The organism is Pseudoalteromonas sp. A3 (assembly GCF_025942345.1).
Lineage (GTDB): Bacteria > Pseudomonadota > Gammaproteobacteria > Enterobacterales > Alteromonadaceae > Pseudoalteromonas > Pseudoalteromonas atlantica.
This window is the reverse complement of sequence record NZ_JAPCKL010000001.1, coordinates 203,680-223,813: the sequence shown is the minus strand read 5'-3', so window position 1 is coordinate 223,813 and position 20,134 is coordinate 203,680. Positions and strand designations below refer to the sequence as shown.

Here is a 20,134-nt window from a genome sequence, read left to right as displayed (position 1 = left end):
GATGAAAACATTTTAAGCATTTCAGCTATTTGGTCATCTATTCACAAAATATAGATATAAATGACCATTACAGGTCATTTAGGAGCACAATTATTCACTTTATTTTTTCTGGTCAGTCCACAGCAGACTACCAATTGCGGGTAATAGCAGTACCGCACCTAACATATTTACTAAAAACATGAAGGTAAGCAGTATTCCCATATCTACTTGAAACTTAAGATCAGAGAATATCCACGTACTAACACCTATCGCAAGGGTAATACCGGTAAACAATACAGCACTGCCACGCTCAACAAGGGCATTACGGTACGCCACGCTCAGCGGTACGTTTTGCTTAAGTTGGCCCATCATCGAAGAAAGTATATAAATACCGTAATCCACACCAATACCCACACCTAAGGCTATAACAGGTAAAGTAGATACCGTTAAGCCAATTTCTAATTGAACCATAAGTGCTTGTGCAAGAGTTGATACAATATACAGAGGTAATACCACTGCGATTGTCGCCTTCACACTCTTAAAGCTTAACAAACACAAAATAATAACTGCGCCGTAAACGTAAAGCATCATCGGAATTTGCGCCGCAGAAACAGACTCGTTTGTTGCCGCCATAACCCCTACAGGCCCAGACGCTAACTTAAAGGCTAACTTGTCTGTGCCTTCTTCTTGTGCAAATTGCTTAACACGTTGAATAACGGTATCGATTGTATTTGCTTTGTGATCATCTAAAAATATAATCACCGGCATGACTGAGCAATCGCCATTGAGTAATCCTGTGCTTGTTTCTACACGGGCTGTTGATTGCACTAAGCTGGCTGAATTACGCGGCAAGCTTTGCCATTTTAAGTTACCTTCGTTGTAACCTGCGTTAACCGACTGCGCCACAGAGCTTAAACTAACCGCCGATTGTACGCCTGGCACGTTTTCTACCTTGTACTGAAAACGGCTAATGCGCGCCATCACATCGTGCTCTGTACACGCCGCAGGGTAAGCCTCAACAATCACTTTTAAAATATCCGACGAAATGGTGTATTTGTCCGATATTAAAAAAGTATCTTGATTGTAGCGAGCATCTTGATGCAACGAAGGCGCACCTGCATGTAAATCACCAATTCGCATTTTATCTGCTTGCCAGTAACCTAAGGCAAATAACACCAGGGTAAAACCAATAATCATTTTTGCGGTTTTAGGGTCTGTGGCTTTTACTAATAAATCGCGTATCGCATCTAGCATATTTGGCTTTTGCGCATCGCCTGATTGAATATGCACAGTGTTGGCAAAATTCATATACGAGGCCCACACTGGCAATAAAATTAAATTAGTAAATATAATAACCGCAACACCTAAACTTGCTGTGATCGCAAGTTCACGAATAATACCTATATCAATAGTCAGCAGGGTTAAAAAGCCCACCGTGTCTGAAAGCAGCGCAATACCACCAGGTACAAGTAATGCTCTAAAGCTTGATTGACAACAAATGCGGGTACTTTTGCCCTCACCTACTTTTTTACCAATGGCGTTGATCATCTGCACGCCGTGGCTTACACCAATCGCAAATACTAAAAACGGCACCAATATAGACATAGGGTCGAGACCAAAACCTAGACTCGACAATAAACCCATTTGCCAGATTACGGCAATAATTGAACACGCTATAGGTAAAATGGTGAGCTTTAAACTGCCACAAAATAGCCATACCATAATAAAGGTAAAACCAATGGCAATAGCAAAAAATAGCACAACGCCTTTTGCCCCTTGAGCAATATCGCCGGCCATTTTGGCAAATCCAATAATATGAATACTGACTTTATCTGTACTTAAAGGCTCTCTTACTTGCGTTTCTAACTTATCTGCAAATGCGAGTGTATCTAGCTTTTGCTGAGTTTGCGGGTCGGTTTCGAGTAGTTGCGCGGTCACCATGGCACATGAGTAATCGCTGGCAATCATTCGCCCTACTACTTTTGCTTTTTCAATGTTTTCTTTAACTACCGCTAAACCTTTTTGGTCAGCTTTAAAGTTTGCAGGAATAATCGGGCCGCCAGCAAAACCATCTTCAACCACTTCAACAAAACGCGCACTGGGCGCAAAAATAGAGTTAACTAATGGGCGGTTTACACCAGGAATAAAATACAGTTGATCGTGTACTGCTTTTAACTGGGTGAAAAATTCGGGGTTAAAAATATTGCCACTGTCATCACACACCGAAATTAAAATGCTATTTGCGCCACCAAATTGTTTTTCGTGTTTGGTGTACACTTTCATGTATTCGTGATTCAGCGGAATATTTTTGTTAAACGAGGCGTCTAATTCAATATGAGTGGCTTTATAGCCTAAAAAACATGTGATTAGCGCAAAAGCGATCAACATGATAGTACGGTGTCTAAACACCGCCTTTTCTAAAAAATCTAAAAACGTATGCATTAAGGGTTCAACTCCTTCACTTTAATGCCATCTTCTGTTGCCATGACCAATTTATTATTAATTATTACGCCATCAAGAATAGCTTTACCATCGGGGCGTTGTTCATGTGTAAGTAAGCCGTCTTTTAAATGAAAGATCACACCACTATTTGCCAGCAGTAACCAATGCTCATTATTATAATTTATAATGTTATTAACCGTGGCCGTTTTAACATTTTCAAAATGCTGCCATTGTTGTTCATTTTTATTTTTAGCAAATACATTTCCTCTGAGCCCTGCCACAATCTCTTGCTGCGGATCTGATGCTACCGCAAAAAAAGAACCTGGGTAAATTTCATCAAGGCGTTGCCATGTTTGGCCATTATCACTGCTTTTGGCCATTAACCCCATTTCACCGACTAACATCAAACCACTGTCTGTTTTTTCAATACGGTTAAAATGAGGCAGAATAGATGCTGTTTCGGCCTCGTAGCCTTGAGGATCATTTTCTTTTAAATCATTCAAATATTCTCTATCTTCACTAAACAGTAAAGAGTCTAAAAAGCGTTTATGCCAGTGCTTGCCGCCATCACTGGTTTGATAAAACATGCCATAAGCACCAACAGCAAAACCATTTGAGTCATCTTCAAAGTAAATATCTAAACACGGCTTATCAAGCTCTGGCTTTGCTTGTTGTAATTGCCAATTTAAACCACCATCGGTGGTATTAATTATTGTGGCATCGTGCCCGCACGCCCACCCGTGGGTTTCATTAGAAAAATCGACAGCCGTTAGCAATACCTGTGTAGGGACGCTTTGCGCTTGCTGCCATTGCTCAGCGTTTTTGCTTGTTATTACCGTACCGTGCTTACCTACAGCCACTAAACCTGCACCTGTATTGGTAATATCAGTTAGTAGGGTTTTATTTGCGTTGATTGCGCTAATAGCATACTGAGGTGCATCTTGTGCAATACTCGCACCGCTTATGATCAGGCTGGCATATACCAAATACTTCATAAATTTTAATCGCCTTGAACTGAAGAATTGTTTGTCTGTTTGCTGAGGAAAATCCTGCGTGTCGTATAGACAAACGCGATGAGAAAGAAAAAAGCAGCTAACGGGCTGTTAGCTGCATATTACGTTGTTATCTACCTTCACGGCGTAAAGCGCTTGAAGTAAATTCGTTATCGTTAAACGACTCTGAAAAGTCGTACATTTTTTCTTGGTTATCTAAACCAATAGCTAAGTAACGGCGCGAATTTAAATCATGATACACTTCTAAGGTACTCCACTGCGTAGGTACTTCGTAGTAGTTTAAGCCATATGCCATTGCTACACGATAAAGCTGGTCGCGATTATCATAAATATCGGTCACTTGTACTTGCCAGCTATCTTCATCAATATAAAACACGCGTTTTTTATAAATATGGCGTGTATCATCTTTTAAGTTAGCTTCAACAACCCATACACGGTGCTTTTCATAACGCGTATGCTCTGGATTAATGTGGCCTGGTTTTAAAATATCGTCGTACTCTAGTTTATCACTGTGTAACTTGTAGCTATTGTACGGAATATATAGCTCTTGCTTACCTTTTAACGTCCAGTTGTAACGGTTAGGTGAGCCATTAAACATATCAAAATCATCGGTAGTACGTAAGCTATCTGCGGCTGTACCTGGAGCGTCATATGCAACATTTGGTGCACGACGAACACGACGCTGACCCGAGTTATATGTCCACGCTTGGCGAGGCGTTAAAATTTGATCCATAGTTTCGTGTACAAGTAGCGCTGTACCGGCAAGGCGTGCTGGCTCTGTCACCTTTTGCTTAAATTTAAACAAAATGTTTGAGTCTTGAAGCTCTGCAGGAGTCGCTTTAGGATCTGAATATTTAACCAATAGTTGTTCATCAAAGCCTACATAATTGTACGAACCCGATGCGGTGGGTGCAGCTTGTCCACCAAAACGCTCTATTGATTGTCCACGATAGCGTAATAAGTGATTCCAAATAGCTTCTAAGCCAGATTTAGGAATAGGAAATGGAATACCAATTGCGGTATTTTTTATTCCGTTGCCACCTTCAATAAGCTCAGCCGTTGCAGCAAACTCTTTTGTTGCATCGTATACAAACTGTGGGTAAGACGCAGAGCGGCGCGTTTCATAAACAGGCATTTTAAACGTATCTGGGTATGCTTCGAATAAAGCAATTTGACCAGGGCTTAAATTAGCTTTGTACTTATCAAGGTTTGTTTTATCGATGGTAAACAACACTTTGTCCGCAGAATACGGGTCTAAATGGTGCATGCCTGGCTCATAACCTTCTGGTGCAGATGTAATACCGCCATTCCACGCTGGAATTGACCCATCAGCATTGGCTGCTTTTTCTGCGCCAAATGGCGTTAAGTCTTGTCCTAAACGTGCAACTTCTTCAGCGCTCATTTTTGCCATTGCCGCTGAACTTAAAAACATGCTACACAAAGCGGTAGCGATGAGGGTAGGTTTTTTAATCATACTAATATTACCCCTAAATAGAATATTTTAAATTGAAAGAAACGTAGTCACGATCTGAGAAAGTATTAATATCGCCACCACCCCAAAATGAGTTGTAGCTCACATCAAGTGACCATGCATTTTGGTAATTAAAGTTCATCGTTACACCCAACGATTTACGGTCTTCAATAAACAAGAACATAGGATCAGGTGTGTTACCGTTTACATCATGAGAAAATACAAATCGTGGAGAGAAGTTAATACCATTGTAAAGGTTAAAGTAATCACCTTTAGCTATTAAGCGGTAACCCCAAGATGAGGCCGTTGCAAACGACTTCTCTTCTGGGCCATTAGAAAGGCCTAGTTGTAATGTTGTGTAGTCAGTAGTGCCTGGGCCTGTGATCACACCGCTTCGACCTGTACCCGACACATTTAAACGCATTTCGTCATAATCAGGCATATCATGAATTTTCACAGCACCTACTTCACCTACTACAGCCCAGCTATCAGCACCTAATGACGGGCCAAATAAATGTGTTGCAGTAAACTGAATTTGTGATGTGTCGCGTTCAATGTAACCTTGCGCAACTTCACCTGCCGCTACAGAGCTAATCGCATCACCAAAACTCATTTGCGAAATACCCGCAAAGTCTGGGCGAATACCGGCAAGCGCCAATTGTTCAGGCATGGCGGTATAAAGTAGCTCCACATCGTCTATTTGTAATGGTTCGTCTTTACGAAATGCAAACTCACCAGCAAACGCGGTTTCACCAATTGTGGTGTTAAAGCTTAAACCGTAAAGTTTAATATCTTCTGGGTAATCATTTTCTGCTTTTGAAAACGCAACTAAATCTGCCACGTTGTCATCTGTAATTTCTGTTGTTGCAATCATCGCTAGATCTTGTGCGATGGCAGCTTGAGAAAAGTTAGATACACGACCAGAAATTAGCGGACGTCGACTATGGTAGTTAACGTGGTATAACGCCACTTCTGTGTCGTTCCACTCTGGTAAAAATACACCTAAACGTAAACCATATTGGCCGCCGTCATCTGGCTCTGTTTTACCGTTATCGCCTTTACCTTTAAGTGCAACTTTAGTTGGATGAGCTAAATACATGTTTGCAAGCAGGGCTTGGCCTTCAGCACTTGTTGGGTCAATACCCTGTGCTGCGGCTACCTGAGCAAAATTAGTATAAAGGTTATTAAGGCTGTCGGTTAAAAAGGCCATATCAATGTCAGGGTTTGAAGTAAAACCTAATTGTACATTTTGCTGATAGCCGTTTTCTGCTGCAAAGTCATTGGTAGAAAAATAAGTACCCGCAGCCGGTAGGCGTGTTTCATGCCATTGGTACTGATAAAAACCTTCTAAAGTAATATTTTCAGTGATCCCTAATGACGCCCAAAGCATACCTACAGGAATAAATGCTTCTTTAAGCTCAGCACCTGGCGCTTTTAAGCGGTCAATATCGACCGGGTTTACGTTAATACCATGAGAGATAAGTGTACTCTCACCCCAGTTAACTACTTGTTGACCAAGGCGAACTGACAGCGGGTTATTGCCATCGTTTAAGTCAAAATTTGCCCAAACGTAAGCATCTAATAAACGAATGTCGGCACAGCTTTGCTCTTTTGTGTCGTCATCATCACATGGATCTACGCCTTGTCCTGAGGTTGGGTTAACGTAGGCTCTATCACCATCCATTAACTCAAAATCGTAAAAGTACATAAAACGTGTGAATAAGCCGTAGTTATCTTTGCTAATTGAAAGGTCGTGTGTTCCTTTCAATAATTTTGAAAACGAATCACCGCTATCAAAATTAAGATTACCTGCATCGCCATTATTAGAGTAAGAGCCTGGTTGGGCCCAAACATCTTGAGAAGAATAAATTGTATTTAATGAAGGATTATACCCAGTCCAATCAAATGCAGGATTATTGCTTTTACCAATAATGTCGAAATCTCTGTCTTCAACACGGACGCTTTGACCATAGGAAAAAGTTGAGTCGAAGGTGACATCAAAGCCCCCTACCTCAAAATTTGCTGCATTCGCTGCTGCAGATAAACCTAAGCTTGCGGCTGCTAAACCTATAGCTATTTTGTTTTTAACAAAAAGCGATCTTCTTATCATTGTGTATCCCCCCTGTCGTGGGTAATTATGTGTGATCAAGTTATTGTTTTTAGTGTAATCTTAACGATAGAAGCGATTATAAAAAATTACAAATGGTCGCGTTCAATCAATTATTATATTTTTTGAGCTGACGTTTACGTATTGGTAAGACGTCATACCAGATAATTTATACACGTAAATTAACAATAGAACAAATTGAAATTAACAAAAAGATAATATTTTTATGTATCTATAACATAAAAACAGCAGGTTAGGCGATACGTTCGAGGCGAATAAATTTATTCTCGGGGGTAAGTAAAAGTCTAAAACGCCCTCTTATTCCTATAGATGAAATGTAAGGGCGTAAGTGCGAGGCGGCAAAACGTATTGTTTTACCGTTATCCTCAACCACTTGTACTGAGCTAAAACGACCATGGTAGTAGTCCATGCATTTGTTATAGCTCAGGTGTAAAGAAAAGTAATACTCAATCATTTAATTAAGCGCTTTTTCAACCTTTTCAAATAAATCAGCACTTAATCCTTCAAGGTTTGCTAAGCGTTGCAACTGTGCTTTCATTGCTTGAGCACGGGTTGTGTCAAAGCGTTTCCACGACATGAAAGGCGTTAACATTCTAGAGGCATTTTGCGGATTAATCGCGTTTAGCTTAATAAGTAAATCACCTAATAATGCGTAACCTTCACCATCTTTTCGGTGAAATTGTGCGGTATTAAAATGACTAAAGCTGCCCACTAATGCCCGTACACGATTTGGATTTGAAAAATCAAAGCTAGGATGCGCGTACAACGCTTTTATATTCTCAATAGCATCATCACCAGATTGCATAGCCTGCAGCGCAAACCATTTATCCATAACTAAAACATCATGACGCCACTGGCTATCAAAATGATCTAACAACGTTGTTCTTAATGGGTGTGATGCTTTTACTACCGCACTTAATGAAGCTAAAACATTGGTCATATTCGGTGAATCTGCCGATTTTTTAATAAAGCGGCCAACTTGCTCAGAAGGTATTTTAGCTAAGTAATGTAGACAAACACCTTTAAGCGCTCTTATAGCCACTGCATCTGCATTTATACTGCCATCGTCTACTAACGAGCTGTAACAATGTAAAAGCTCATCAGATAATTGCTCGGCAATCTGTTGCTCAAACAATCTTGTGATTGTAATGATTTCGTCAACAGGAATTATGTCAAACTCAGCGGCAAACGTGTCAAAGCTTGGCAGTTTTATAAGCTCTGCTACCAGTGCTAAATCGCCACTTTGTGCGCTTATTAACACACGTAGTGCATTAATAACGTTTTCACTTAATGTTGCATGTTCAGGTGCGTTGACTGCTTGCTTAACTGCATTAATAAATAACTGCTGCTGCGCATCCCAACGCGAAAAATCGCTGCGCGCATAACGCATAATATGCAGTAAATCAGGTTCTGAATTTTGCTGGCTTAAAATACAGGGCGCTGAAAAATCTTCAAGTAGTACAGCCACTGGGCGAGCAGGTATTTGATCAAAGTAAAACGTTTGCGTTGGCGCAGTTACGTTAAGCACGTGGTCGCGTTTTTCACCTTGATAAGTAAGTGCAATACTTTGCCCATTTTCATCTAATAATTCGATGGCAAATGGAATGTGAAGGCTCTTATTATCTGGCTGATTTAGCGGAGCTGATTGCTCAATTGTTAAAGTATAAAGTTGCTTATCGTGATCATAGTGCTGTGTTGCATTTAATCGTGGTGTACCAGATTGGCTATACCAACGCTTAAATTGCGTTAAATCTATGCCTGAAGCATCACTCATTGCAGCAACAAAATCATCACAGGTAACCGCTTGGCCATCATGGCGTTCAAAGTAAAGCTGCATCCCTTTTTGAAAGTTAACCTCACCTAACAGGGTGTGCATCATTCTGATAACTTCAGCCCCTTTATCGTACACCGTTACGGTATAAAAGTTATTCATTTCGATAACTTTTTCAGGGCGAATTGGGTGCGCCATTGGCCCCGCATCTTCACTAAACTGATGTGTGCGCATTACTTTAACGGCATCAATGCGGTTAAGTGCGCGAGAGCCTAAATCGCTACTAAATTCTTGGTCTCTAAATACTGTGAGCCCTTCTTTTAACGATAGCTGAAACCAGTCTCTACAGGTAACACGGTTACCCGTCCAGTTATGAAAATACTCATGACCAACAATCGACTCTATCGTGTGATAATCTTTATCGGTGGCGGTTTCTTGGTTAGCCAATACGCATTTACTATTAAATACGTTTAGCCCTTTGTTTTCCATTGCTCCCATATTGAAAAAATCTACGGCAACAATCATGTAAATATCTAAGTCGTATTCTAGGTTAAAGCGTGTTTCATCCCAATGCATGGCTTTTTTTAATGAGTTAATTGCATGTGGTGTTTTAGATAAATTGCCTTTATCAACAAATAACGCAAGCTCAATTTCGCGCCCACTTTTTGTTGTGTAAGTGTCTTTTAGTACATCAAAATCACCCGCTACTAATGCAAATAAGTAACTTGGCTTTTTAAATGGGTCTTGCCATTTAGCAAAATGGCGGCCATCAGCTGTTTCACCACTGTCAATTTGGTTACCATTTGACAGTAAATGCTTAAAGCTTTTATCAGCAATAATCGTCACATCGTACGTGCTTAGCACGTCAGGGCGGTCTAAAAAGTAGGTTATTTTTCTAAAACCTTGCGCTTCACATTGCGTGCAATACGCTCCACCAGATAAATACAAGCCTTCTAAAGAGGTATTTGTATCAGGAGAAATTTCAGTAACAATTTTGAGCTGGCATGTGTGAGGTAAATCATTAATGAATAGGTGCTCACCTTCAATCTTATAATTAGTATAAGCAACATTATCTACTTGCAGCTCCACTAATTGTAAGTCTATGCCATCTAACACAAGCGCTGAGTTTTGATTTGTTGTTCTTTTAAGCGTTAGTAGCGCCGTCACTTTTGTATTTAGTGGTTGTAAGTCAAAAGTGAGTTCAGTGTGCTCTATAGAAAAATTAGGCGCAGTGTAGTCTTTTAAGTATTGCGCTTTTGGCTTTGCTGAAACAGTCATAGTTACTCCAACTAAAGCTCCTTAAAAAGGAGCTATTTAGATTTAAGCAGGTTGCTTGGGTTCAATGCGTAAAATTTTAATGCCTACGTACGCATAAATAATGGCTAAGAAAGGGTTAATTAAATTAAAGAAAGCATACAAGGCATAGTCAAATGGGTTTATTAATAAAACGCTTTGCATGTACGCACCACAGGTATTCCACGGAATTAGCGGGCTTGTTATTGTGCCGCCATCTTCTAAAGTACGCGATAAATTAACGGGCTTTAAACCACGCTTTTTATATTCTTCTTTAAACATACGACCTGGCACTACAATAGCAATGTATTGATCAGCCGCTATTAAGTTTGTGCCCACACAAGTAGCAATGGTAGATGTAATAAGCGAGCCCGTGCTTTTTGCAATTTTTAAAATGCTCTTAACAAAAATATCTAATAAGCCGGTTTTTTCCATAATGGCACCAAACATAAGAGCTGTCATGATCAGCCATGTTGTAGTTAACATCCCTGCCATACCGCCACCACTGAGCAATGAATCCATTTTGCCATCACCCGTGTCGATGCTAAAACCATCGAAAAAAGTTGTCCAAATAATTTTAAAATAACCAACCAACTCACCCTGAGAAAGGTCAATTTGTGTCGCAATTAAATCAGACTGAAACAACATTGCCCACACAGCACCAATTACAGCGCCAATTGAAATAGCCGGAAACGCTGGCATTTTTTTAATAGCTAAAACTAGCAGCACAATTAATGGAATTAACATTTCAAAGCCAATATTAAAGTTCTGCTCTAAAATCGCTGTTATTTCGTCAATTCTGCCGGCTTCGTTAGAAGCCGTTGCATTAAAGCCCATAAATATAAAAATGATTAAAGCAATAACAAAGCTAGGAACAGTAGTCCATAACATGTGGTGAATATGTTCAAATAAATCAGCTCCTACAACAGCCGGTGCTAAGTTAGTAGTTTCAGAAAGCGGACTGAGTTTGTCACCAAAGTAAGCACCCGAAATAACCGCCCCTGCCGTCACAGTTTGATCAAGCCCTAACCCGGTGGCCACCCCTAAAAGCGCCACACCTATGGTGGCAGCTGTGGTCCAAGAGCTACCTATACTCATTGCAACAATGCCACAAATTAAGCAGCTTGCGGCGTAAAACCAGCTTGGGTTAATAACCTGTAAGCCATAGTAAATGAGCGTTGGCACGGTACCCGACAACAACCAAGTACCAATTAAGGCGCCCACCATTAATAAAATTAAAATAGCCCCCAATGATAAGGTAATACCTTCAATCATGGCTTCTTCAAGCTTTTTCCACGTGTAGCCATTTTTTAGCCCTATTAGTGCCGCAGCAAAGGTGGCAAATAATAACGCTATTTGGTTAGGACCTGATGACGAGTTATCGCCAAATAAATATACCGCTGCGCCTAAAAGGCAAATTAAAACAGTGATAGGAACAAGTGCATCAAAAAACGAGGCGGGTTTAATCGGTTTTTCTAAAGGCTTCAAAATAGTGACTCCTGCACACCACATATCGTGGCGTGGTTATTTATTATTTTTAGCGTATCAGTGCTTTTTTTAAGCCACAGTAATGTAACTCAATTTAGTAATTCGCGATTATAGCAATTTAGCGAAATTTAGGTAACAAAAAAGGCGCAAAAAGCGCCTTTTAAACGGGGTAAACACGTGTTTATTTTTTAGCGATACGGCCAAAGTTAATGTAATCTTGAGTGATCAGTGCTGCCTCCTCTAAGAAAGGGTCAAGCTCTTCAATTACCTCAGGTACATCATCTAGGTTTTCTATTGGCTCTTTACCTAAACGCTTTAAACGCTCATTAGTGCGCGCTAGAGTACGTGCTTCATTTTCATCTTTTTCTTTAATACGGTCTGCTTCAACTAAAGAAATAGTTTTGCGGTCTTTCTCTTCATTGTAACGGGCAATATCATCAAATACGTAACCAAACTCTGGCTCTGACTTAATACGTACTTCGTGCTGTTTTTCAAGATAAGTGATTACAGGCGTTAAATTACCCTGCCTATTGTACTTAGCTCGTACTATGCTATCCCACGGCAATGCATTATCTTGCTTGCTCTCGCCCCACTCTGCTGGGTCTATCGCAGAAGGAAATGAAATATCAGGAATAACCCCTTTATGTTGAGTACTGCCGCCGTTTATACGGTAAAACTTAGCAATAGTGTATTGTACGCTACCTAAGTCGTTGTCGTATAAATCGTACGCACGACCTAAGCCTTTGTGCTGCTGAACCGTTCCCTTACCAAAGGTTTGCTCGCCTATAATTACTGCGCGGCCATAGTCTTGCATTGCGGCGGCAAAAATTTCAGAGGCTGAAGCACTGTAACGGTCAACTAAAACAGTTAATGGGCCGTCGTAGTAGGTAATTCCGTCACGGTCTTTTTGCTCTTCGATACGGTTATTTAATGTATGAATTTGTACAACCGGACCTTGGTCAAAAAACAAGCCTGATAGCTGTGTAGCTTCATATAATGATCCACCGCCATTTTGGCGCAAATCAATAATAATACCGTCTACGTTTTCTTCTTTAAGTTTAGCTAATTCAACTTTAACGTCTTTTGAAAGATTGTTGTAAAAGCCTGGGATCTCAATAACACCAATTTTTGAAGTTAAATTTGAATAACTCGCTTCAAATACTTCAGATTTAGCAGCCCTATCTTCTAAGCGAATTTTATCACGGGTGATTTCAACTACTTTAGGCGTGCCATGTGCATCAGAACCTTTAAGATACTGTAAACGTACCTTAGTGCCTTTCGGGCCTTTGATTAAATCAACTACATCATCTAAACGCCAGCCAATAACATCAACAAACTCTTTTTGATCTTGGGCAACGCCAATAATTTTATCGTCAGCTTTAAGCTGCTCTGTTTTATCGGCAGGACCACCTGGAACTAAGCTACGAATAACGGTGTAATCTTCATCTGGGCTTAAAACGGCGCCAATGCCTTCAAGCTCTAAGTCCATATCCATTTTAAATTGTTCTGCGCGGCGCGGCGATAAGTACGACGTATGCGCCTCAATGCTTCGCGCTAGCGAGTTCATTACAATTTGAAATGCATCTTCTGAATTTGTTTGCACTAAACGTTTTTGTGCATTTTTATAACGCTTAGTAAGGACCTCTTTGATCCCTTCCCAATCTTTGCCTGTCATTTTTAAACGCAAGGCATCGTATTTAACACGTTCACGCCAAATTTCATCAAGCTCAGCTTGCGATGCTGGCCATGCTGAATCTTCACGGTCAAAAAAGTATTCATCGTCTTTATCAAACGTCATTTCTTTATCTAGTAATGATAAAGAGTAATCATAACGTTCAAAACGGCGCTTTAAGCTTAAGTTAAAAATATCAAACGTAAAGCCAAGCTTACCGGTGGTAATAGCATTATCAAAATCGTTGCGGTATTTTTCAAACGCAGCAATGTCGCTTGCTAAAAACACACTTTTATTAAAATCAAGGGATTCGATATAACGATCGTACACTTTGCTAGAAAGCCCATCGTTAAATCGAACCGGTGTATAGTGTGAACGAGCAAATAAGTTAGCCACTCGTTTGCTGGCAGTGCCATGTTGACTTTCTTGTTTAAGTACAGGCAAGTCTTCAAGTTTTGCCGCTTCTACGGAAGCGAATAAAGAACCCGAAAACAGGGCAGCAACTAACGGAATGAGCGTAAACTTTTTACTCATACACAACTCCTTAATTTATTTACAACTTAAATAATGTATAAGCTGTCAGCTTTGGTTTTAACTTGCATGCCAGTTACTAATTCAACATGAACTTCGTCTTTGTTTACTTCAGTAATTACCGCATTTACAAGTGCTTGGCCAAGTTTAACCTTAACCTTGTTATTAACCTTGACCTCACTTGCAGGTAAAGGTTCAACTTTTCCTGAACGTTTAGCAGGGGCTGCTTTAGCTGGTTTGTTAGCTTGTGCATTGTTTTTGCTAGCGTGGGCTGGTTTTTTCTTGAAAGATTTAGAATCTGAATCTTGGCGTGGACGCTGTTGTTTTTTGCGTTTTGCCATTTTAGCACGGCTTTCTTCTAGTGCTTTTTGAGCGTGGTCAATGTGCTCTTGCTCAACTTTTTCACCTTGATTGCCATCAAGATCAATACGAAACTCTGACTTTGTCACAGCTTCTAAATAACGCCAGTTAGACGTGTATTTTCTAAGCGCTTGACGTACTTGAGTCTTACTTACTTTTTCAGACCCTTCGATACGCTCGGCAATATCTTTAAAAATACCGACTTTAAGCGGTTTAATACCGTCTTTTTGTTTAAAACATTGTGGAAATTCTTGATAAAGAAATTCCAGCACTTCATTAATATCTTTTAGCTTGTTTGTGGTTTCCATTTTAGAACCTATTTTTCACATCTTTTCATCAAGGGACGAGTCAACGTAGTGTATTACCCAGTCGATTAACTCTTCGAAGTCGGCTTCAAGTACAGCCAAATCACCTCGAAGGTGTTCCCAAATACCATTTATTATTTCATCGATTGATTCACAATCTAAATCATCTGGAAGTTTATCCCAGGCTATGTGAATCAAATCATTGAGCGTTTCCGCTACATGTTCTTCTTCCCCTTCCCAATCGCCTACATCTTGTACTGCGAATAGGTAGTCTTGAACATTTAGCAAGTCTTTCATTATAAGCTTGCCTCTAAGCATTTAACTAATGCTTCAAGACCTGCTTGGTCATCAGTATCAAATCGACCAATAGTTGGGCTATCGATATCAAGAACAGCAACTATTTTATCATTTTTCATGATAGGTACAACAATCTCAGAGTTAGACGCTGCATCGCAGGCTATGTGGCCATCAAACACATGTACATCTTCGATTAGTTGAGTTTCTAACGTTGCTGCAGCCGTACCACACACCCCTTTACCAACAGGGATACGAATACACGCTGGATTACCTTGAAAAGGCCCAAGCACTAATTCACTTGGCGAATCCATAAAGTAAAAGCCCGCCCAATTTACATCTTCTAATGAGGTAAATAATAGCGCACTTACGTTAGCCATATTAGCAATGACATTAGATTCACCAGCAATTAGTGATTCAGTTTGCTTAACTAATGACTGGTAAAAATCGTGCTTTTGCATACCAAACTACTTCTTATTAAACAGACAGTAGCTAAAGGTACTCTTTGTCGTGAAAAATTGAAACCTTTTACAGGCAAAAAAACAGAAATAGCGCCGTTTTTCAGCACGCTTGATTAATATTTCTGCAATTATTTTTTTGATGTTTTACGCAGGCCAAATAAAAATAGTCCTGCGGCAAAAGCGGCCATTACACTATTAATTAAACATATCTCGCCTGTTGTAGCACTGAGTAAATAACTAAATATTGCGCCACCGAGCAGCCCAAGAGTCAGTACACCTGAATAATTCACTTTTGCATACTTAAACATAAGCAAATAACCCGGTACGACAAAAGCGGCCATAGTCAGTCCAACAATATGTGCGTTCGCGATTGCACTCATCAGTAGTTGTAAAAAAATGGTAGCCGCATCGCCATTCATAGTGAGCCCATAATAAAGGCCAAGTAAACTACCAACAATCACAGGGGATAATAAAGAAAGCGCGACACTTTTGGCTAGTTGATGTTTCATATAAGTTCCTAAATACACACTACAAACATTATCTTAAGCATGCACCAAGTTCTTAAGGTTAGAAACAGAGACTATGGTCGTAATTTATGATGGGAAAACAAGCACTCTTTAAACTGCTGTAACTCGGCATTTTAATTTTATAAAAATATACCTTAGCGTTTCTAGTAAGGGTATTTAGACCTCTTTGCAAGATGTGATAATTTGAAGATTTAGTTTCTGCTGCGCTGTTTAATGAATGGTTTAATAAATGGTTTTGCTAACTAAAAACAAACACGCATTGTGCTGCCAACCCACGCTTACTTTGAGCTGCTTAGTCGCCTATAAGACAAAGTTCACTACCTTATAGGTGTTATCTTCAATATAACCTAACCTTTAGATTTCAATATTAAATACGTTCTTCAAGTAATGACTGATTTACGCATAGCCAAGCGTCATAGGTATACAGCACAGTAAAGCTGCAAAAGTGATGATGTATCGTTAATTGTGTCAAAAGGTTGGAATACAAATAAAACAAACACCGTTATCAATGAGCATCATTGCACGATAAACAATAAGTTTTCTTGAAGGTAAATCATCCTTGAGCCACAACATACTATTTTAATAAGCAATTTTAAAATCTAAAAAATAAAAGCAGCTCATAAATATGTTAATAATCTATTAATAGCGGCTAATAGCAAACCGAAATGGGCAAATAAGCGAGGAAGCCTAAGGTGGCCTGATAATAAAGCGTAAAAACAAAAAAGCCCGCTAAAAAGCGGGCTTTAATATAATGGTGGAGAGATAGGGATTTGAACCCTAGATGGGCTACAAACCCATGCCGGTTTTCAAGACCGGTGCATTCGACCACTCTGCCATCTCTCCGAAAGTGCTATAAATTACAAGTAAGAGTGTACTCATAATTATTGTAATAAGGTGGTGGAGAGATAGGGATTTGAACCCTAGATAGGCTACAAACCTATGCCGGTTTTCAAGACCGGTGCATTCGACCACTCTGCCATCTCTCCGTACGGCCTGCATAATAGGGAAACCCATTGGCTTTGTGAAGCTTTTTTTTAAAAAAATTGTTTAAGTGCTTAAAAAACAATTAATTTGTTTAAAGATGAAACAAATAATTTCTTTTTGATGCTTAAATGAACTTTAATTAAAAAATAACACTCTATTGATCTACAAAGGTTTGCCCAAACATATAAGAGTTGGTAATCTAATTTTAGTTAAATTATCGAAACAAACATGTTTCACTTAAAGGAGCTCTACAATGGCATTTAATCATTCGTACAATACCGCTAAACCGGTAATGTCGACCATTGAAACAAACAAGGTACTTAAAAACACCTATTTCTTACTGGCCATGACATTAGCATTTAGTGCTGTTACGGCGGGTATTTCAATGGCATTACAATTACCTTACTTTATGGGAATTGTGTTCACACTGGTTTCGTTTGGTTTATTATTTGTTGTAAACAAAAAAGCAGACTCAGCCTCAGGCGTGTTTTGGGTGTTTGCTTTTACAGGCTGTATGGGCGCAGGCCTTGGCCCACTACTTAACTATTATGCAGCTATGCCTAATGGCCCTATGCTTATTATGCAGGCGCTTGGTTCTACTGCATTAATATTTTTTGGTCTATCGGCTTATGCATTAAACACTAAAAAAGACTTCTCATTTATGGGTGGTTTTTTAACAGTAGGCTTACTAGTGGTTATTGTTGCAAGCATAGTTAACATCTTCATTGGCAGCTCGCTAATGTTTATGGTGCTTAACGCTGCTGTTGTGTTAATTATGTCTGGCTTGATCTTATTTGATACTAGCCGTATTATTAATGGCGGCGAAACTAACTACATTCGCGCGACGGTCGCTCTATACTTAAACGTATATAACCTATTTACCTCTTTACTGCACCTTCTTGGCGCAAGTGATGACTAATTAAATAGTTCTGTTAAAATAGCCCCTTTATTGGGGCTTTTTTATTGGAATTGTTTTGGCGCGATTTGTTCTTTCTTTACATACTCCTCCTTCAGATCATGACTCAACGCAACGTATTATAAAGTTTGCGAATGCATGTTTAGCACAAGGCCACACCATAGATGCGATATTTTTGTATCAAAATGGGATTTATCACGCGTCAGCTCACTTTGAGCTAGCCTCTGACGAGCTGCAAATTCCTACGCAATGGCAACAACTTGCAGATAAAAACGTCAACTTAATGCTATGTATTACTGCAGCAGAAAAACGTGGCTTAAACACAAGCCAAACAGGTGTGTTTACTGTAGCCGGGCTTGCAGAATTTACCATGCTAGCGAGTGATGCAGATAAATGGATACAGTTTAAATGAAAAACGTTTTAGTAATGAGCCAATCCAGCCCCTTTGATGAGCTTAATACCCGCGATGCCCTAGACATGGCACTGATATTTGCCGCAGTTGATCAAAATATTAGCTGGCTATTTAGCGGCCCTGCAGTGCTTGCTTTAAAACATAATCAATCAACACAGCAACTTGGTGTAAAAGATTTTTTTAAAAACATCAAAACGCTTGAAATCTATGAAGTAGAAAACATATATGTATGTGAAAAATCGTTACTTGATTATAACTTAAACAAATCTCAGTTAATTATTGATTCAATCAGCCTCAATTACACTGAGCAACAGCAGCTGATCGGCCAGCAAGATTTTGTGGTGAACCTATGAGTACATTACACATTTTTTCAAAGCCACTGGCTTATTACGACTCTACTCAGCTTGAAAACTTAATTAAAGACACTGATAAAGTACTCCTTGTTGGTGATGCCTGTTATGCCGCTAAGCAGTATTTTCAATTAAACGATCCATTATTGTTGCTTTTAGAGGATGCGCAGGCACGCGCAGTTAAACTAAGCCCAGGCCAAACACTTATTAATTACGATGAGTTTGTTGCCCTTACTCTATCTACTAACCAATCTATTACCTGGTAATCCATGCTTGAATTTAATAATCAACAAATCGACACTGATAAACAAGGCTACTTGCTAGATTACACCTTGTGGACAAAAGAGTTAGCCCCCATTATCGCCGAGCAAGAAAACATTATCTTGAGTGAACAACACTGGGAAGTGATTAATTTTGTGCGCAATTTTTACTTAGAATATAACACCAGCCCAGCAATAAGAATGCTTGTTAAAGCCATGGCTAAAGCGCTTGGCGAGGACAAAGGCAATAGTATTTATTTGTATAAATTATTTCCCAAGGGGCCTGCAAAACAAGCCACAAAAATTGCCGGCTTACCCAAGCCCGCTAGGTGTATTTAATGGCGAACAAACCAATGCATAATCGCGCAAGTAAAAGTACCACTAAACGAACCACGGGTAGAACTTACTCACGCAGTGCGCTCACTAAAAAAAGTACAACTTCGCGTGAAATTAAACCCGCTATAGCGCCTAAAGATAGAAAAATTGTTTTATTTAACAAGCCTTACGATGTGCTTTGCCAATTTACAGACGATGCCAATAGAAAAACCTTGGCTGAATTTATTCCCATTAAAGATGTATACGCTGCAGGCAGACTCGACCGAGACAGTGAAGGCTTGTTACTTTTAACAAACTGCGGAAAGCTTCAAAATACCCTTACCGCACCGAGTAAAAAAACCAATAAAACCTATTGGGTGCAAGTTGAAGGCGAGCCTAGTGAAGAGGCCATTAATGCCCTGTGTAAAGGTGTTGAACTAAAAGATGGGATGACCTTACCCGCAAACGTAAAAATTATTGACGAGCCAAAACTTTGGCCTCGCGTGCCGCCGGTAAGAGAGCGAAAATCGATTCCTACAACGTGGTTAAGTATTACAATTAATGAAGGACGTAATAGGCAAGTTCGCCGTATGACCGCCCATGTTGGGCACCCTACATTAAGGCTTATTCGCTACAGTATTGGCAATTACACGCTAGATGGCATAAGCAGCGCACAGTACAGTGTTATAAAAGGTGAGGTAAATGCATAAACCCCATGTAACGGTGGCTGCTGTAGTAAAAAAAGGAGAGCATTTTTTACTGGTAAAAGAGCGAGATAAATTTACTTCTAATATTTGTTATAACCAACCTGCCGGCCATTTAGAACTAAACGAAACACTGGCTCAAGCAGCCAGTAGAGAGCTTTTTGAAGAAACAGGTTTGTCCCTAACGCCCACTGGCTTAATCGGTGTTTATAACTTACATGCGGCTAATGGGGTGCATTACTTACGCTTTTGTTTTATGTTTGATGGCACTCAAATCACCACTGAGCCCTGCCCAAAAGATGCAGATATAATTAGTGCCAACTGGCACAGTTTAGAAGACATAAAAGCACTGCCTCTAAGAAGCCATTTAGTTTTAAAGTGTATTGAAGACAGCCTAAACCGCCCTATTCAAGACGTAGACTTTATTTACGACGATAATTAAACATCTGCGCTTTGTA

General features: G+C 39.7%; 19 protein-coding genes and 2 tRNA genes. 7 read left to right on the top strand and 14 right to left on the bottom strand.

The window, feature by feature from the left end; genetic code table 11:
* Positions 1–99: 99 nt before the first annotated feature.
* The 14 genes from OIZ54_RS01025 to OIZ54_RS00960 all read right to left on the bottom strand — a co-directional run bounded on the left by OIZ54_RS01025 (position 100) and on the right by OIZ54_RS00960 (position 16,721).
* The gene (locus tag OIZ54_RS01025) at positions 100–2,421 is read right to left on the bottom strand and encodes an efflux RND transporter permease subunit (protein WP_096041646.1); all 2,322 of its coding nucleotides are present in this window, start codon (positions 2,419–2,421) and stop codon (positions 100–102) included.
* Entirely contained in the window at positions 2,421–3,416 is a 996-nt protein-coding gene (locus OIZ54_RS01020) for a WD40/YVTN/BNR-like repeat-containing protein (protein WP_024033530.1), read from the bottom strand. Before OIZ54_RS01020 ends, OIZ54_RS01025 begins: the two co-directional genes overlap by 1 nt.
* Before the next feature lie 127 nt (positions 3,417–3,543).
* On the bottom strand, positions 3,544–4,908 hold the full coding sequence (locus tag OIZ54_RS01015) for a DUF1329 domain-containing protein (protein ID WP_024033529.1): 1,365 nt from the start codon (positions 4,906–4,908) through the stop codon (positions 3,544–3,546).
* Positions 4,909–4,921: 13 nt separating this feature from the next.
* Complete coding sequence (locus OIZ54_RS01010; RefSeq protein WP_264389436.1) at positions 4,922–7,015, bottom strand: DUF1302 domain-containing protein; 2,094 nt, start codon at positions 7,013–7,015, stop codon at positions 4,922–4,924.
* Positions 7,016–7,265: 250 nt separating this feature from the next.
* The gene (locus OIZ54_RS01005) at positions 7,266–7,487 is read right to left on the bottom strand and encodes a DUF2835 domain-containing protein (protein WP_024033528.1); all 222 of its coding nucleotides are present in this window, start codon (positions 7,485–7,487) and stop codon (positions 7,266–7,268) included.
* Positions 7,488–10,082 carry an aminopeptidase N gene (gene pepN, locus OIZ54_RS01000; protein ID WP_264389435.1) on the bottom strand — a complete coding sequence of 865 codons (2,595 nt, stop codon included), beginning with the start codon at positions 10,080–10,082 and terminating at the stop codon, positions 7,488–7,490.
* Between the two features lie 42 nt (positions 10,083–10,124).
* Positions 10,125–11,585, bottom strand: coding sequence for a Na+/H+ antiporter NhaC (gene nhaC, locus OIZ54_RS00995; RefSeq protein WP_264389434.1), 1,461 nt, complete (start codon positions 11,583–11,585; stop codon positions 10,125–10,127).
* A gap of 181 nt (positions 11,586–11,766) precedes the next feature.
* A complete protein-coding gene (gene prc / locus OIZ54_RS00990) occupies positions 11,767–13,791 on the bottom strand; it encodes a carboxy terminal-processing peptidase (protein WP_248442228.1) in 2,025 nt (674 codons plus the stop codon).
* A gap of 26 nt (positions 13,792–13,817) precedes the next feature.
* Positions 13,818–14,456 (bottom strand): RNA chaperone ProQ, encoded by a 639-nt coding sequence (gene proQ, locus OIZ54_RS00985; RefSeq protein ID WP_004586712.1) that lies wholly within the window; start codon positions 14,454–14,456, stop codon positions 13,818–13,820.
* A 15-nt stretch (positions 14,457–14,471) separates the two neighbouring features.
* Complete coding sequence (locus OIZ54_RS00980) at positions 14,472–14,750, bottom strand: hypothetical protein (protein WP_004586713.1); 279 nt, start codon at positions 14,748–14,750, stop codon at positions 14,472–14,474.
* Positions 14,750–15,208 (bottom strand): GAF domain-containing protein, encoded by a 459-nt coding sequence (locus OIZ54_RS00975; RefSeq protein WP_264389433.1) that lies wholly within the window; start codon positions 15,206–15,208, stop codon positions 14,750–14,752. The genes OIZ54_RS00980 and OIZ54_RS00975 overlap by 1 nt, the downstream gene beginning before the upstream one ends.
* Before the next feature lie 128 nt (positions 15,209–15,336).
* Positions 15,337–15,717, bottom strand: coding sequence for a hypothetical protein (locus OIZ54_RS00970; protein WP_264389432.1), 381 nt, complete (start codon positions 15,715–15,717; stop codon positions 15,337–15,339).
* A 770-nt stretch (positions 15,718–16,487) separates the two neighbouring features.
* Positions 16,488–16,578: transfer RNA gene (locus OIZ54_RS00965), tRNA-Ser, on the bottom strand.
* A 52-nt stretch (positions 16,579–16,630) separates the two neighbouring features.
* A tRNA-Ser gene (locus tag OIZ54_RS00960) sits at positions 16,631–16,721 on the bottom strand.
* A 251-nt stretch (positions 16,722–16,972) separates the two neighbouring features.
* Here OIZ54_RS00960 and OIZ54_RS00955 point away from each other — a divergent pair.
* From OIZ54_RS00955 to OIZ54_RS00925, 7 genes are read left to right on the top strand one after another with little or no spacing between them, the layout of a single operon-like run.
* A complete protein-coding gene (locus OIZ54_RS00955) occupies positions 16,973–17,638 on the top strand; it encodes a Bax inhibitor-1/YccA family protein (protein WP_004586716.1) in 666 nt (221 codons plus the stop codon).
* A gap of 55 nt (positions 17,639–17,693) precedes the next feature.
* Complete coding sequence (gene tusD, locus OIZ54_RS00950; protein ID WP_264389431.1) at positions 17,694–18,047, top strand: sulfurtransferase complex subunit TusD; 354 nt, start codon at positions 17,694–17,696, stop codon at positions 18,045–18,047.
* Positions 18,044–18,400, top strand: a complete 357-nt coding sequence (locus tag OIZ54_RS00945) for a DsrE family protein (RefSeq protein WP_264389430.1) — start codon at positions 18,044–18,046, stop codon at positions 18,398–18,400. Before tusD ends, OIZ54_RS00945 begins: the two co-directional genes overlap by 4 nt.
* A complete protein-coding gene (gene tusB / locus OIZ54_RS00940) occupies positions 18,397–18,663 on the top strand; it encodes a sulfurtransferase complex subunit TusB (RefSeq protein ID WP_264389429.1) in 267 nt (88 codons plus the stop codon). The genes OIZ54_RS00945 and tusB overlap by 4 nt, the downstream gene beginning before the upstream one ends.
* Positions 18,664–18,666: 3 nt before the next feature.
* Positions 18,667–18,996 (top strand): TusE/DsrC/DsvC family sulfur relay protein, encoded by a 330-nt coding sequence (locus OIZ54_RS00935; RefSeq protein WP_004586720.1) that lies wholly within the window; start codon positions 18,667–18,669, stop codon positions 18,994–18,996.
* Positions 18,996–19,682: an rRNA large subunit pseudouridine synthase E gene (locus OIZ54_RS00930; protein ID WP_264389428.1), complete on the top strand. Its 687-nt coding sequence runs from the start codon at positions 18,996–18,998 to the stop codon at positions 19,680–19,682. Before OIZ54_RS00935 ends, OIZ54_RS00930 begins: the two co-directional genes overlap by 1 nt.
* Positions 19,675–20,118: an NUDIX domain-containing protein gene (locus OIZ54_RS00925; RefSeq protein WP_248450907.1), complete on the top strand. Its 444-nt coding sequence runs from the start codon at positions 19,675–19,677 to the stop codon at positions 20,116–20,118. Before OIZ54_RS00930 ends, OIZ54_RS00925 begins: the two co-directional genes overlap by 8 nt.
* Positions 20,119–20,134: the final 16 nt, after the last annotated feature.

Coding starts and splice junctions, on each gene's coding strand:
- OIZ54_RS01025 (WP_096041646.1), bottom strand. CDS start 2,421: ATGCATACGTTTTTAGATTTTTTAGAAAAGGCGGTGTTTAGACACCGT.
- OIZ54_RS01020 (WP_024033530.1), bottom strand. CDS start 3,416: ATGAAGTATTTGGTATATGCCAGCCTGATCATAAGCGGTGCGAGTATT.
- OIZ54_RS01015 (WP_024033529.1), bottom strand. CDS start 4,908: ATGATTAAAAAACCTACCCTCATCGCTACCGCTTTGTGTAGCATGTTT.
- OIZ54_RS01010 (WP_264389436.1), bottom strand. CDS start 7,015: ATGATAAGAAGATCGCTTTTTGTTAAAAACAAAATAGCTATAGGTTTA.
- OIZ54_RS01005 (WP_024033528.1), bottom strand. CDS start 7,487: ATGATTGAGTATTACTTTTCTTTACACCTGAGCTATAACAAATGCATG.
- pepN (WP_264389435.1), bottom strand. CDS start 10,082: ATGACTGTTTCAGCAAAGCCAAAAGCGCAATACTTAAAAGACTACACT.
- prc (WP_248442228.1), bottom strand. CDS start 13,791: ATGAGTAAAAAGTTTACGCTCATTCCGTTAGTTGCTGCCCTGTTTTCG.
- proQ (WP_004586712.1), bottom strand. CDS start 14,456: ATGGAAACCACAAACAAGCTAAAAGATATTAATGAAGTGCTGGAATTT.
- OIZ54_RS00980 (WP_004586713.1), bottom strand. CDS start 14,750: ATGAAAGACTTGCTAAATGTTCAAGACTACCTATTCGCAGTACAAGAT.
- OIZ54_RS00975 (WP_264389433.1), bottom strand. CDS start 15,208: ATGCAAAAGCACGATTTTTACCAGTCATTAGTTAAGCAAACTGAATCA.
- OIZ54_RS00970 (WP_264389432.1), bottom strand. CDS start 15,717: ATGAAACATCAACTAGCCAAAAGTGTCGCGCTTTCTTTATTATCCCCT.
- OIZ54_RS00955 (WP_004586716.1), top strand. CDS start 16,973: ATGGCATTTAATCATTCGTACAATACCGCTAAACCGGTAATGTCGACC.
- OIZ54_RS00945 (WP_264389430.1), top strand. CDS start 18,044: ATGAAAAACGTTTTAGTAATGAGCCAATCCAGCCCCTTTGATGAGCTT.
- tusB (WP_264389429.1), top strand. CDS start 18,397: ATGAGTACATTACACATTTTTTCAAAGCCACTGGCTTATTACGACTCT.
- OIZ54_RS00935 (WP_004586720.1), top strand. CDS start 18,667: ATGCTTGAATTTAATAATCAACAAATCGACACTGATAAACAAGGCTAC.
- OIZ54_RS00930 (WP_264389428.1), top strand. CDS start 18,996: ATGGCGAACAAACCAATGCATAATCGCGCAAGTAAAAGTACCACTAAA.
- OIZ54_RS00925 (WP_248450907.1), top strand. CDS start 19,675: ATGCATAAACCCCATGTAACGGTGGCTGCTGTAGTAAAAAAAGGAGAG.